Genomic DNA, 13,406 nt, shown 5'->3' with positions numbered 1-13,406 from the left:
GTGTGCGGGGAGGTGGTCAATACCAACGGGTGAGCTGGCGGATGGCAAAGCGGCGCAGGCGTGCGAGCAGTGGCCGGCGCACGGGTGGTGCAGGCAGCAGAGCTGCACGGAGTGACTTCTCCAAAAGGTCCCAGCCGAGGTCATGCGGGCCGCTTTCATGCATGAGATAGAGCCTGTAGCAATGACCCGGCAGCATCTGCCAGGGGCGCCCGGCTTCCTCATGGCGGCGCACATCCTCGGCGAGCTCGATCAGCGGTTCATCCGCCACGGGTGTGCAGGCCACGGACTGGCGGAAACGGGCGAGCAGGCGGTGCAGGCGCTGCAAGGCGGGATCACCCTCCTCCAAACGTGTCTCCAGGATGAAACGTGGACGTGATGCCCAGTGGAGCGCTTCTTCCAGACGCGCGCTGAAGCTCGGGATGAGCTGCTCCCAGGTGCGTGTGCTGCGCAGCAGCTCGGCATTGCGACGACCTGCGGCGCGCACGAGATCGAGGTTCGCCTCACACCAGTCAAAGGCTTCCCGGAAGGCGGCGATGCTGCGCTCCTTCACGATGAGGCCGTTCTCACGGTCCTTCACCAGCTCGGGCACGATGCCGACATCGGTGCAGACGGGGAAGCAGCCTGCGGCCATGGCTTCGATGAGCGTCAGCGGCTCGCCCTCATGCGCGGAGGTCACGGCGATGATGTCGAAACGATTGTAGAACTCGTTCATCGCCTCATGGCTCATGGTGCCCTCAGCGAGTTCGAACTGATGACCCTGCGCGGCAGGCAGCAGGATCTCACCGTAACCTTTGACGGAGTCACCCTGGAAGCCGGCGGCGCCGATGCGCAGCGGGCCCGAGCGCTCGCGGGTTCGGCAAAACCGGTTAGGCTCATAACCGTTCGGCGCGTGGAAGACACGCGGGCGCTCACCCTTCAGCAGGTTCAGCAAACGCAGGGAGGTGGTGAGCACGGTGCCGGCCTGGTGCAGATGACGCCAGATGAAGTCATGCACGCTCAGCGGACCATGCTTCCCCGGATGCTGCCAGCGGTGGCTGGAGACGTATTCGACGACGCGGTTCGGATCAAAACCGCGATGACGATGCGCGGTTTCGGCCCAATAAAACACAAGAGCGAGATCATACGGCTCTGGACGCAGCGCGGGATCATCTGTGGAGTAGCGCACGCGGATGTCATACTCAGGCTCCAGACGGCGGATCATGGACTGCGCGGAGAAATCATAGGCCCACTCACGGCGCGGCACCATGAAGAGCACGCGTGGCTTGATCGGCGCGGCAGGAGCCTCGATGGCGCAGGGCAGGCCATTGGCCTCCAGCACGGCGCGCATCTCAGCGGCCAGTTCGGACCAGCGTGCGCTGAATCCAGCGAAGTCGCCCATGCGCTGCGGGCCCCACTCATGCACGTCATTTCGCGTGGCCTGACGGATGTCGAGGTAGGGCAGGTCCATCAAGGAGCAGAAGCCTTCCACACGGGTGTCATGCCCGACGAACCATGCAGGCCTGCCATAGGAGAGAGACAGCATGCCGAAGTGCAGTCGGAAGCCGCCGGTCCATGCCTGGTTCTGCGCGAACCACTCATAGACCTCCACGGACTCATGATCGTCATAGACGTGATCGAGATCATGCTCCCACACCAGCCTGCGTGCCTGCGCGAAGTCCGCCGGACCTTGAGCGATGAGGGTGGGCCTGTGCTTCTGGCAAAGGACCTCCAGCAGCGCTTCCTGCTTCTTTTCCAGAGGTTCCGCACCATGCAAAAAGGTCTGGCGCAGACTGACGGTCACGGGTCCGCTTTCGCCGATCTGAATCTCCGGCCGCTTCAGCGCATGGAAGAGCACGGGGCAGCCGGTGAGGCGCACATTTTGAATGCCGAGGCCCTGAAGGAAACGCAGGGTGATCTCATCACGCACGGAGCTCTGCGCGCAGCGGGAGTGCAGGCCGCGCACGATGGCGGCATCCGCCTCGTTCATGTGCGGCACACTGCCGGTGGTGGCGCTGGCGCCCATGCCGAGCGGGATCAGCGGGATGCGCAGTTGATCCAGGAAGCGCTGGTCGAGCGCGCACTGGAGCTTGTCTTGATAAAGGTTAGACCCGCAGAGGATGGCGGCATCATAGGCATTCAGCGCGCGCATCTCCTCCTCTGTCAGAGCACGACGGATGGTGAAGCGCTCATACGCCGCCGCTGGCACGAGACGCCGGATGGCGGACTCGATCATGGCATCGCCGACATTGCGGCTGCCGATGGCGGGCGTGAGCAGGGCGATCTTCATGCGGCTGCCCCTCCATTCTCACAGACCCACAGGCCGCCGCCCTTTCCCCAGTCGCGATAAGCACGCACCTTGGCGCCGGTTTGAGTGATGATCTCCTCCACCTCCGACCAGGAGAGGCGGCGGTTCCAGCCCTCGCGGAAAGAGCGCAGCGGAGCCCAGCCGCAGACACAGGAGAAGACGGTCCAGCGAGCCTCGGTCAAGGCCTGGCGCAGCAGGCGTGCGGGATGGGGCAGATACTCCAGCACACCGAGCATGAAGATCGCGTCATGCCGGCAGTCGGGCACGGTTTCAGAGAAATCACAGATCCTGGTGTCGGCGCTGCGGCTGCGGTAGTCATAGGGCGCATAGCTCCAGCCCTGCGGCAGCAGATTGCGTAGTTCCTGCTGGCCGCAGCCGAAGTCAGCCACCTCCAGCGCGGGTTCATTCTCCGGCATTTCCGTGCGAAACATCTGCCACGCGGTCTGCATCCGCTCCGGCCATGTACCGATCTCGGCGCCCGTGTTGCGCGCGCGAGCGGCATGCACGTTTTGGAGCCAGGAGAAGATCATCATGCGGGAAGATAGCGGGAGGAGAGGATAAGCTCGTCCTTTTTGGCAAAGGGCGGAGGCAATGCAAGGTAGCATTTCCCTAATCACCTCAAAGTGGGTAGCTGCCATCCTCCGCCTGACACGGCTGGTCACTCCCCGACCACGCTGATGACGATGCTGCGGGTGTGGGGCGCGCGGCGGTGCTCGAAGAGGAAGATGCCCTGCCAGGTCCCCAGGGCCAGACGGCCGTTCATGACCGGGATGACCTCGCTGGTGCGGGTGAGGGCCATGCGCAGATGGCTGGGCATGTCATCCGGACCTTCATAAGTATGAACGAAGTAGGGGGTGTCCTCCGGCACGAGGTGGTCAAAGAAGGCATGCAGGTCGGTCCGCGCCGAAGGATCCGCATTCTCAAAGATCACGAGGCTGCAGCTCGTGTGCTGCACAAAGATCGTGGCCGTGCCCGTCTGAATGCCCGAGGCACGCACGGCCTGCTGGCAGCGGTCTGTGATCTCATAGGTCCCCTTGCCCCGGGTGGTGATGGAAAAGCTGTCGGCGTGTGCTGGCATGGTTCTGGGTATGCCAGCGCTTCGTTAGGGTGGCAAGCAATGCGAAGTCCACGCGGACAGGATCAAGGCTCCAGCTTGATGCCGATGCCTTTGAACTTCTCCGTCATCTCGGCGGTGAGGCGGTTGTCATCGCGACCACCGGTGAGTTGCTTGAGCAGTTGCTCGCCTCTCGCGTAGTTATCCGCATTGCGCTCGACCTTCGGGGCGCTGAAGACCTCGCGGCAGTAGCGGTGCCAGGCCGCGCCGCTGCCATCGCCCTCCAGGTAGGCGAAGAAATACATCAGGAGCTGGCCATCCAGACGGTCTTCGTGCTGCTTCTGAAGCACACCGCCCACCGTCGGCTCCAGCCAGGTCTGGCGCATGTATTTCAGCATGCGTGGCAGATTGATCACGGCATTCGCGCCGGCGCGGACCTTGATCTCCTTTTTCAGAGCCGACTCCAGGCCGGTGTATTTCAGCGTGCCATTGTCCTGATAGGCCAGATTGCGCGTGAACTGCTCCAGAGCCAGTCCTGACCAGGGGTAAAAGACGCGGTCGTAGCTCTCGAGCATCACGTGAACCACCATGTTCGTCACCTGACCCGGTTCCTTCTGCTTGGCATCGTATTGATAACGCGCGCCGACTTTCTTCAGGCCCAGCGTGCGGAAACGGATGAGGCTTTTGCCATCGCGCGAGGTCGTGGAGGCTGAGCGGTCGTCACCACCGAGGGCGATGTAATCCTCATCGGTCTCGGTGAGGTAGATCTGGAAGAACTCACCTTGGGCCGGTGTGGGTTTGAAGCCCCAAGGGAGGGCTTGAAAGGCTTTCTCCACCAGCACGAAATCTGCGGCGACTTCAGACATCACGGTGCCTGCGAGAGGTGCGGTGCAGATGTATTCAAAGGAGCCGGTGGTGTAGTGATAACGGCGGGCTTTTTCATCCTGCTGTCCCTCTTTGACCTCGATGGTCTTGGGATCCACGGAGATCGGTGCCTTCGGCCAGACGAGAGGACCCGAAGCCGCTGGCGTGGCCGCCGCGCCTGCAGGAGTTTTCGGCAGGGTTCGCACATAGTCCTGATCCGACGGCGAAAGCGTGGCGAGGGCGATGGGTGTCTTGGCGCCGTTCTCGAGCTGGATAACCACATTTGCTCCAGACATTTCGACAAAGGCTGCCTTCACCGTTCGGCCTTGCTGGTTTGTCCAGGTGCGGACGGGCTGGTTTTGAGCCATGGCCGAGACTGCGGAGAGAGAGAGAAGGACGAGAGGCAGCAGTGACTTTTTCATGCGGGACGAGGCTACCTTAAGAAAGACTGAGATGAGGTGACAAGACTAATCGTGATCACCTGCGTCAACTGGCGCGGGTCATGTCTTGCATGGTGGTGATGAAACGACTTATGCTCGTGGTGAATGGCAGAATCAGCTCCCGGACCTCCCCATGAATGGCTACAGCACCTCTACAGTGCGGGGCAGTGGGAGCGGCTGGACAAGGTGGCGCTTGATTGTCTTGCCGCCGATCCTGAGGACAGCGATGCGCATGAGTATCGCGCCTGGGCCTTGCTCAAAATGGATCGGCTGCGCGAGATGGAGCCTCATGTGACCTTCCTGCTGGATCGAGACCCTGAGAATCTGTCCACGCTGGAGCTGGCTGCGTGCTGGCACATCGCCAGCACACGTCCGAGAAAAGCGCTGCCGTATTTGCAGACGGCGCTAGAGCTCGACCCAGAGGCCGGGCGACTGTGGTTTCTCGCGGCGAGTGCCGAGGCTCAGCTCGGTCATGTTAAAAAGTCCCAGGAGTACAGCTCACGGGCACGCCAGCTGGATCCGGACAACCCGGACATCGCGCGTCTGCACATCTCTCTGGGAAGCATTGAGAAGACAGATGCCCGGTCGGCCCTGGCGGACATCTGGGAGTATGAGCGTGCGCTGGCCCTGGATCCGGAGAGCGACTCGCTGCTCGCCAGCATCGCTGACGTGTATCTCGACGAGCTGGAGATGCCAGAGCGTGCGGAGGAATACTACCGGCGTGCGCTGCAGATCGACCCGATGGACAAGGACCATCAGCAGGGTCTTTGGCGCGCCATCCAGAAGCAAAATATTTGGTTTCGCACCCTGCGTCTGCCGGTGTCCGGCATTGAACTGGTCGCCAATGTTTTCCGTGGAATGATGATCAAGCCCTCGCTGATCTTCTATTTCATCATCGGCATCAAGTTCGTGCTCTGCTTCTTCGTGTGGCTGGCGCTGGCCTTCGTGGTCTTTGCACCGGCGTGCTGGTGTGTGGAGTGGCTGGTGATGGCAGACATCCAGCGTGCCCACGGCATGGCGGACAAGCTGGGTGGCTGGTGGCTGCGGTTTCATCAGCAGCCTTTCTGGGTTCGGCTCTCAGTCTGCATCACGCTGAATCTGGCGCTGTGGTGGGGCATGTTTTATGCAGTGGGTGTGTCACCACTGCATGGCTTTCTGTTCATCGCCGGTTTCTTTGCGCTGAACTTCATCATGCTGGCCGCCAAGATCGCCTCGCGTCGCTCCGAAGTGAAAGCGCAAACTCGCAAAGCCTCCTCACCGCCACCCTTGCCGAAGATGTCGCAGCCTCCACCCCTGCCCAGCATGCCAGGGCAGTCCGAATCATGACATCTAACTGGTTAGGCCAACATGCGCCTGCAACTCTGGAAAGAAGGCGCGGAAGTCTGCGCGGAAGGAGTCGTAGTGTCGCTCTAATACATGAACTGAAGGCGCGAGATCCACGGGGCGGCGAAAACGGCGGCTCAGGCGCTGCAGGGCTTGGGTGATGCCGGAGAGATGGCGATATGAGCCGAGCAGGTCACCGTGGCGCATGCGCCTGAGATCGAAGTGAATGTCCGCCGGAAGATGGGGACGCAGGGATTCGATCGAATCATAAAAACCGTGGGTGAACTCGGGCAAAGGTTCGTCCGAGTATTGGCTCCAGTCATTCGCCAGGAAGTGATCATAAAACACATCACAGAGGATGCCGCCAAACCTGCGGAAGGGCGCCTCGAAGCGCTGGATGCTCTGTTTGACGATGGGATGAGAATCTGTGAAGGCATCGATCCGGCGATGCTGCTGGATGCCGGGTTGAAACTGCTGAGGCAAGGCAGCGAGGGCTGGCATGGACATGAAGTCAGGCAGCAGATTCCCCACGCGAAACGCGGGGCTCTGCTCTGACAAATACACATGGGCCAGCCAGTTCATGGTGAAGGGGAACGAGCACTGACAACGAAAGGTTGGACGAGTGCTCGAAAAAGATGTGATTTCGAAATGCATGACGCTCGCCAAGCACGGTTTTGGCGAGCCGGAGGCTCGAGAGAGATTAGCCGGTGGTGAAGCGAGGAACGAGCGAGAACCACCGGATATGACCGTCGATATTCACGCAATCTCCATGCGCTCCGGCAGGTGCGCGAGAAGTTGGCGATTTCACCCATGGCTAATGATCGCCGGCTTCTCGCGCCACCTTCGGGGCGCGTGACTGGTCGGGGGGATGTCGTGGTTGAATCCGGTGGTTCCCGCTGCACCGCTTCGCGGTTTCGCTTCACCACCGGCTATCTTCTTGCAAGCCTCCGGCTCGCGATTCCTAAAACCATGACTGGCAGTCCTCATGATCGCTAACCGGCATTGGGGGCTAGGTGTTTCAACTCTCGAGCTCGCCGGTCTTCGTGTCCGGGGCCCACCAGATGACGATGAAGCCCAGGCCATAGATGAGCGCGCAGAGCGTGCCGACGCGCGGATAGTCCGCGCCGAGAGCGCTGAAAAGAAAGCCGGCTGCCAGCACGCCGAAGGCGGTGGCGAAGCGGCCGGAGTTATACGCCAGACCGCTGCCGGTGGCGCGAACTCGCGTGGGAAAAAGCTCCGGCAGATACAGCGCCAGCCAGCCGAAGAAGAGTGTGGCCACGAAGCCCTGCGTGAACACGATGGCGTGAAAGCCGGAGGTGAGCGGCGCGCTCTTTTGAAACATGAAAACGGTGATAGCCAGCGTGCAGACACTGATCAGCGCGTAGCTGAAGCGACGCCCCAGCCAGCTCGCGAGCTGGGCTCCGGCAAAACTGCCCAGCGTGGCTCCGAGCGCCCACCAGCCTTGGGTCGCGGCTTTGTAGCCGACATTCGTCGCGCCTGCGATTTTGTCCGACCATGGGATCATCCATTTGCTCGCGGACCAGGCCCCGATCATGGGGATGGAGCTGAGCAGAATGCCCACCAGCGTGAAGCGGATGAGCTGGGGCTGGAAGAGCTCGCGCAGAGGTGTGACCGGACCTTTGGCGAGGCCGCGTGAGGCCAGCCATTTCGGTGATTCCGGCAGCACCAGTAGCACAAAGATGCCGAGCAGGGCAGGGGCGCCCGCAAATTGAAACACCCAGCGCCAGGAATCCGGCGTGATGGGCCACAGCCGGGCGAGCTGCGAGAGCAGCAGGATGCCTGCATTCAGCCCCGCCATCATGGCACCTGACACCAGAGGTCGCGAAGCTCCTGACCAGCACTCCGAAACCATCGCGATGCCATTCGGCCACAAGCCACCGACTCCCAGGCCTACCAAAAAGCGTAGAATAAGCATCTGCTCCTGCGTTTGAGCATAGGCCCCCATGGCCGCAAAGAGGGAGTAGAACAAGATGCAGATCCCCATCGCCCGCTTGCGGCCGATGCGATCTCCCAAATTCCCCAGTGCGATACCGCCGATGGCCGCGCCGAGCATAAGCGCGGCCGTGAAGCGTGCGAACCACTCGCCACCCAGCTCCGCGGTGAAAGCCGTGCCCAACAAACTTTTCGACACCGAAAGCGAGGCCACTGGCATGAGCCCGAGTTCCACGCCATCAAACACCAGCGCGAGGAAGGCGGTGATGAGCACCAAGTAGCGTTGCGCGGCAGTCATGGTTTTAAAATAGCTTGGATCACGGCGCTGTTGTCGGCCTCGCCAAAACCGAGCGCGACGGCTTTCTCGAGCAACTGGCGATGCGTCTCGCTCAAGGGCAGGGGAATCGAGCTGGCCTGCAGCATCAGCCGCACATCCTTCAGGTGTTGGGAGAGCTTCGCCTGCGGTTCAAAGTCCTGGTGGATCATCTTCTCCCCCTTCGTGTCCATGATGCGCGAGTAGGCCATGCTGCGGCGCATCACATCCAGCGTCAGCGTGAGGTCGAGGTCCAGTTGCTGCGCAAAAGCCAGCCCCTCCGCCAGTGCCGCGCGGTTCAGCCCCAGCACCAGATTCGTCACCAGCTTCATCCGCGCCCCGCTCCCCCAAGTCCCGACATGCATGGTCTCCCGGGCAAAGCTGCCGAGCAACTCCCGGCACCTCTCATAGACCTCCGCCTCACCGCCCACCATCACCAGCACCTCCTTCTTCAAAAGCTGCGCACTGCTCCCCGAAACCGTCGCATCCAGATAGTGCACCCCTTGCGCGTGCAGTTCCCTCCCCAGCCCCGCCATCTCCTCCGGCACGCCGGTGCTCGTATCGATGACGATCTGCCCCGGCCGCAAAGCCGCCGCCCGAAGCGTGCTGGCGGCGATGTCGGAGTTCGGCAGACAGAGAAAGACCACCTCACAGGCATCAAAGACCTCCTGGGCTGTCTTTGCCCCCACGCAGCGGGTCGCATCCAAGTCCCAGCCCCAGGTTGCGCCGGTCATCTGCTGGACCGCCGACCCCATGAGCCCCATGCCGATGACGCCGCAACGTTCGGGGGAAAGGTTGGCGGAGGTGGGCATGAGCAGGTGGTAGAAAGATTAAGGGTAGAAAAATTGAAATCTTTCTACCCTTCATTTTTCTACCAAAACAGCTCGGCTGGGAAGTGGTGAGACCATTTTCATCGACTCACCGGTTGTTTTCCGGTCCATCCGGGGCATTGCTTGTTCTTCCCCGCGTCATGGCCATCAAAATCGACCCCGCTCTGCATCTGGACAAGAAACCGGACTGGATCCGTGTGAAGCTGCCGCGTGATCCGGTGTTCTGGAGCACGAAGGCGCTGATTTCTGACCTGAAACTGCACACAGTGTGCGAAGAGGCCCAGTGCCCGAACCGCTGGGAGTGCTGGAGCCAGGGGACGGCGACTTTCATGATTGCGGGTGACCGCTGCACGCGTGCCTGTGGTTTCTGCGCGGTGAAGACGGCGAAGCCCTTCGCGCTGGAGGCGGATGAGCCGGAGCGTGTGGCTGCGGCGACGAAGCGTCTGAAGCTGAACCATGTGGTGATCACGGCGGTGGCGCGTGATGATGTGAAGGACGGTGGCGCGGAGCACTTTGCCCGCACGATCGAGGCAGTGCGCGAGGCGGTGCCTGGCATCACGATCGAGATCCTGGTGCCGGACTTCAATGAGAAGGACGACGCGATCGAGGTGGTGATGAAGGCGCGGCCGCATATTTTTAATCACAACCTGGAAACGGTGGAGCGCCTGACGCCGCTGGTGCGCAGCCGTGCGAAGTATCACCGCAGTCTGAACGTGCTGAAGCGTGCGAAGGCGCTGGCGAACGAGATGGGCTACAAGTGCGCGACGAAGAGCGGGCTGATGCTCGGTCTCGGTGAGACGGAAGTGGAGCTCTTCCAGGCGATGGATGATCTGCTGGAGCATGATGTGACGGTGCTGACCCTGGGCCAGTATCTGCGCCCCTCCGCGCAGCACCTGCCGGTGATCGACTACATCCACCCGGACACGTTTGAGAACTACAAGCAGATCGCCCGGAACAAGGGATTCCGCCATGTGGCCAGCGCGCCACTGGTGCGCAGTTCCTACCACGCGGCGGATTTCAAGCCGGAGCTGGATCTGTAACCTGCCATAAATAGTGCTGTTCAGGCGGGATTTGTCAGCCTGTAGCGCAGATTGTTATTTGCAGGTGGCGGGCTGTCGGTCATGATGGGGCTGTATTTACATGGCAAACATCACGAACGAAGAACTCCTGGCGCATACGCAGTGGCTTGAAAGCGACGGCAAGAAAGGGCGCAAGATCGATGAGACGGGGATGAACCTCGCGGGATCGATTTTGAATGACCTTAATCTGGCCAAGGCACACTTCGTGGGCACGACCATGAACAAGGCGAACCTGGCTGGCAGCAATCTGACAGGCGCGGATTTCAGCGGTGCGAATCTGGACAGTGTGAACTTCAGCGGAGCGAATCTCAGCGGCGCTGATTTTGCCGGTGTGTCCATGCGCAACGCGATCCTGACCGGTGCGAATGTGCGTGGCGCGGATCTCTCCGGTGCGAATCTGCAAGGCTCCAACCTAACCAACGCTGATTTCACGGATGCGGATTTGATCGCGGCGAATCTCACGGGGACGATCCAGACGGGATTGATCATCACGGGAGCGAAGCTGGCGGACACGCGCGGGCTTCAGGGGTGAGTTGAGATTGCATCGCTTCCAGCGTCCCTCCGGGACGCGGTGATGAACACATTATTGGTTCGCGGAGTCCGGTGGTTCCCGCTGCACCGCTTCGCGGTTTCGCTTCACCACCGGCTATATGCCAGCGAGCCTCCGGCTCGCAATCAGTCGAATTTTTGCATCGTTAGTTAGGTGAATGCCGTTGAAGGCAGTCACTCAAAACGATAACCCGCGCCGTGCACGGTGCGGATGATGCGGGGGCTGGCGGGATCTTTTTCCACGCGCTTGCGGAGCTGGGAGATGTGCTGGTCCAGCGCGCGGCTTTCGGGGAAGTAGTCGATGCCCCAGACTTCGTCCGCGAGCTGGTTGCGGTCCACCACCTTGCCACGCTTTTCATGCAGCAGGCGGAGCACTTTCAGATCACGCGGGCTGAGCTGGATGTCAGCTGTGCCGCGGTAGGCACGCAGCTCAGAGGGGACGACGCGGAGGTCGTCCATCATGAACTGGTCCTCACCCTCTTTCTTGGCACTGCGGGCGGCGGTGCGGCGGGTGATGGCGCGGATGCGGGCGATGATCTCCTTCACGCCGAAAGGCTTGGTCATGTAGTCATCGGCACCGAGCTCGAGGCCGAGCACGGCATCGATCTCCTCGGCCTTGGCGGTGAGGAAGAGGATGGGCACCTCGTCATCGATGCGGCGGATCTGCTTGCAGGCCTCATAGCCGTTCTGGCCGGGCATCATGACATCCAGGCAGACGAAGTCAGGTCGGGTGGCACGGAAGAAGTCCACGGCCTGGAGCCCATCGCTGGCAGTGACTACTTCATAGCCTTCCATGCTCAGCACTTCACGCAGGGCTTCGCGGGTATGTTCGTCGTCTTCGGCAATCAGGATTTTCATGGAGATGCGGGAGGTTGAAGGCGGAAGAGAGAATTGTCAGGATTTTTTTGCTTGAAGAGGCAAAGTCAGGATGAAGCGCGAACCTTCCTTGTAATTGGGGCAGACGTCCAGGCTGCCTCCATGAAGTTCGGCAAGTTCGCGGGAGATGGTCAGGCCGATGCCGGTGCCGCTGACGCCCTCATTGAGGTCAGAGCGCAGGCGCTCAAAGGGCTCAAACACCATGTTGCGTTTGCTGAGAGGGATGCCGGGACCCCGATCCTCCACGATGACACGGGCCACACTTTTCTCCACATCCTGCTCGGTGCGGACGGCGATGTATTTCCCGTAGGCGGCGTATTTGTCGACGTTGGAGATAAGGTTCCCCAGGATTTGCTCGATGGCGTCCGGATCTGCGGTCATCTCATTGGGGCCGACGAGACGGGTATCGAGCTCGAAGCCTTTGCGCTCCAGCAGGAGGCGCCAGTGGTTCACCGCGCGCTCGACCACATGATCCAGCGAGATAGGTCGCGGCTGGACGTTGAGCTTGTCCCGCTGCTGGCGGGCATAGATGAGGACGTTTTGGATGAGGCGGTCAAGCCGGGCGACCTCCGTCTCCACCACACCAAGGTGACGCTTGCCAATGGTGTCCCCGGCCTGCTCGATGCGGTGGGAAGCCATCTCGGTGTAGAGGCGGATGTTTGTGAGCGGGGTCTTCAGCTCATGGGAGATCTGATTTACAAAGCTCACGCGCTGCTGGGCCACGCGGATCTCGCGGGCATTTTCGCGGAAGAAGGTCCAGGCCAGAGCCCAGACCAGCAGGCAGCCCGAGCCGACACCGAGCATGATGGGGAAGAGGTAGGGCTTGGGGAACTCATGGAGCGTGGGCGTGTAGGAGAGCTGCCACTGGTTCAGCGGGGCCGAGCAGAGGCGCCGGGACGCGGCCAGTTCCGGACCCGCCAGGGAAAGCCCCCAGCCATGCAGAGGGATGCCTGTGGTGGTGGTCAGGGTGAGCCTGCCGGCGTAGTTTTCCATGCCAGGGAGGGGGAGCCGCGCGAAGAGGGAGGGGCCGAGCTTGCGACCGTCCACACGTGCGCAGAGGATCTCGTCCCCCACGAGACGCCAGTAAATGAAGTCGCCATCACTGACATGCCAGCCGCTGGCAAAACTCGCCTCGATCGGCAGGCCGCTGTCGAGGTGATAGTTCAGGGATTTGATGGCGGTCTGCCACACACCTTTGCTGATACGGGTGGAGCTTTGGTCGGGCGGTGTGTTGATATGGACAAAGGGCTGGGGATTGGTGGAGATGACCGGGCCGGCGATGTCGTTGATCCTGAGCTGGTCACGCAAGGCGGCTGAAACTGGAGCTGCCTGGGCTTCCGCCGTTGGCGTGAGGGTCTTCTTGTCCACGACCGTGGTGGGGACTGCGTCAGGTGCGCTGATCCACACTTCCGCCACCCAGGCATGCTCGCCAACTTGCCGGGCCGCCTCGGTCAGTGCAGTTCCTTCCGCCACGCCGAAACGGTCAAGCTCATCGGTGAAATGACGCAGGTCATGGAGAAGCTGATGGTCCGCCACGATCAGGCGTTCCTCCAGGATGGCCTCGCGAGCACTATCCGTGCTGCGTGCGGCATCCCGGATCAAATACGTCCCCAGCCAGACCAGCAACGCCACAGGCGTGATGACTAGCAAAAAGAGGGTGACAGAAGAACGGCGGGGCTGAAGAGACATCCTGAAGAAGGACAAAAGGTAAGCTTTCCCTGAATGCTAGCACTAAAATTTTCATAAAATCTATATTTCATGGATAATATGGGAAGGTCGGTCCATTCTGACCGCTCAGCTTCCTGATTACCTCGGAGGAGGAAATCGGCTTCAGCAGGGCT

General features: G+C 61.2%; 12 protein-coding genes. 3 read left to right on the top strand and 9 right to left on the bottom strand.

Going from position 1 to position 13,406, the window contains the following annotated elements; genetic code table 11:
* Positions 1-16: 16 nt before the first annotated feature.
* The 4 genes from BGE01nite_RS21165 to BGE01nite_RS21150 all read right to left on the bottom strand — a co-directional run bounded on the left by BGE01nite_RS21165 (position 17) and on the right by BGE01nite_RS21150 (position 4,624).
* Entirely contained in the window at positions 17-2,266 is a 2,250-nt protein-coding gene (locus BGE01nite_RS21165; protein ID WP_146853415.1) for a glycosyltransferase, read from the bottom strand.
* Positions 2,263-2,817, bottom strand: a complete 555-nt coding sequence (locus BGE01nite_RS21160; protein WP_146853413.1) for a class I SAM-dependent methyltransferase — start codon at positions 2,815-2,817, stop codon at positions 2,263-2,265. The genes BGE01nite_RS21165 and BGE01nite_RS21160 overlap by 4 nt, the downstream gene beginning before the upstream one ends.
* 125 nt (positions 2,818-2,942) lie before the next feature.
* Entirely contained in the window at positions 2,943-3,362 is a 420-nt protein-coding gene (locus BGE01nite_RS21155) for a secondary thiamine-phosphate synthase enzyme YjbQ (RefSeq protein WP_146853411.1), read from the bottom strand.
* A gap of 62 nt (positions 3,363-3,424) precedes the next feature.
* Entirely contained in the window at positions 3,425-4,624 is a 1,200-nt protein-coding gene (locus BGE01nite_RS21150; RefSeq protein ID WP_146853409.1) for an SHD1 domain-containing protein, read from the bottom strand.
* A gap of 123 nt (positions 4,625-4,747) precedes the next feature.
* On the opposite strand from BGE01nite_RS21150, the gene BGE01nite_RS21145 reads away from it, so the two are divergent.
* Positions 4,748-5,968 carry a tetratricopeptide repeat protein gene (locus BGE01nite_RS21145; protein WP_146853407.1) on the top strand — a complete coding sequence of 407 codons (1,221 nt, stop codon included), beginning with the start codon at positions 4,748-4,750 and terminating at the stop codon, positions 5,966-5,968.
* A 3-nt stretch (positions 5,969-5,971) separates the two neighbouring features.
* Here BGE01nite_RS21145 and BGE01nite_RS21140 read toward each other — a convergent pair whose 3' ends face one another.
* From BGE01nite_RS21140 to BGE01nite_RS21130, 3 genes are all read right to left on the bottom strand, one after another.
* On the bottom strand, positions 5,972-6,547 hold the full coding sequence (locus BGE01nite_RS21140; RefSeq protein WP_146853406.1) for an acyl carrier protein phosphodiesterase: 576 nt from the start codon (positions 6,545-6,547) through the stop codon (positions 5,972-5,974).
* 436 nt (positions 6,548-6,983) lie between these two features.
* Positions 6,984-8,216, bottom strand: coding sequence for an MFS transporter (locus BGE01nite_RS21135; protein ID WP_146853404.1), 1,233 nt, complete (start codon positions 8,214-8,216; stop codon positions 6,984-6,986).
* Positions 8,213-9,043 (bottom strand): NAD(P)-dependent oxidoreductase, encoded by an 831-nt coding sequence (locus tag BGE01nite_RS21130; RefSeq protein ID WP_146853402.1) that lies wholly within the window; start codon positions 9,041-9,043, stop codon positions 8,213-8,215. The genes BGE01nite_RS21135 and BGE01nite_RS21130 overlap by 4 nt, the downstream gene beginning before the upstream one ends.
* A gap of 158 nt (positions 9,044-9,201) precedes the next feature.
* Here BGE01nite_RS21130 and lipA point away from each other — a divergent pair, with 158 nt between their 5' ends.
* Together lipA and BGE01nite_RS21120 are read left to right on the top strand one after the other, a co-directional pair.
* Complete coding sequence (gene lipA, locus BGE01nite_RS21125; RefSeq protein WP_146853400.1) at positions 9,202-10,101, top strand: lipoyl synthase; 900 nt, start codon at positions 9,202-9,204, stop codon at positions 10,099-10,101.
* 100 nt (positions 10,102-10,201) lie between these two features.
* Positions 10,202-10,672 carry a pentapeptide repeat-containing protein gene (locus tag BGE01nite_RS21120; protein ID WP_146853398.1) on the top strand — a complete coding sequence of 157 codons (471 nt, stop codon included), beginning with the start codon at positions 10,202-10,204 and terminating at the stop codon, positions 10,670-10,672.
* Between the two features lie 191 nt (positions 10,673-10,863).
* On the opposite strand, the gene BGE01nite_RS21115 is transcribed toward BGE01nite_RS21120, so the two are convergent.
* Both BGE01nite_RS21115 and BGE01nite_RS21110 read right to left on the bottom strand, forming a co-directional pair.
* Entirely contained in the window at positions 10,864-11,547 is a 684-nt protein-coding gene (locus BGE01nite_RS21115) for a response regulator transcription factor (protein ID WP_146853396.1), read from the bottom strand.
* 36 nt (positions 11,548-11,583) lie between these two features.
* The gene (locus BGE01nite_RS21110) at positions 11,584-13,254 is read right to left on the bottom strand and encodes a sensor histidine kinase (protein WP_146853394.1); all 1,671 of its coding nucleotides are present in this window, start codon (positions 13,252-13,254) and stop codon (positions 11,584-11,586) included.
* Positions 13,255-13,406 lie beyond the last annotated feature (152 nt).

This window comes from Prosthecobacter gellanilyticus (genome assembly GCF_007992435.1).
In the GTDB taxonomy this organism is placed as follows: domain Bacteria; phylum Verrucomicrobiota; class Verrucomicrobiia; order Verrucomicrobiales; family Verrucomicrobiaceae; genus Prosthecobacter; species Prosthecobacter gellanilyticus.
The sequence above is the reverse complement of the archived record's forward strand: the minus strand, read 5'-3'. Positions and strand labels throughout refer to the sequence as shown.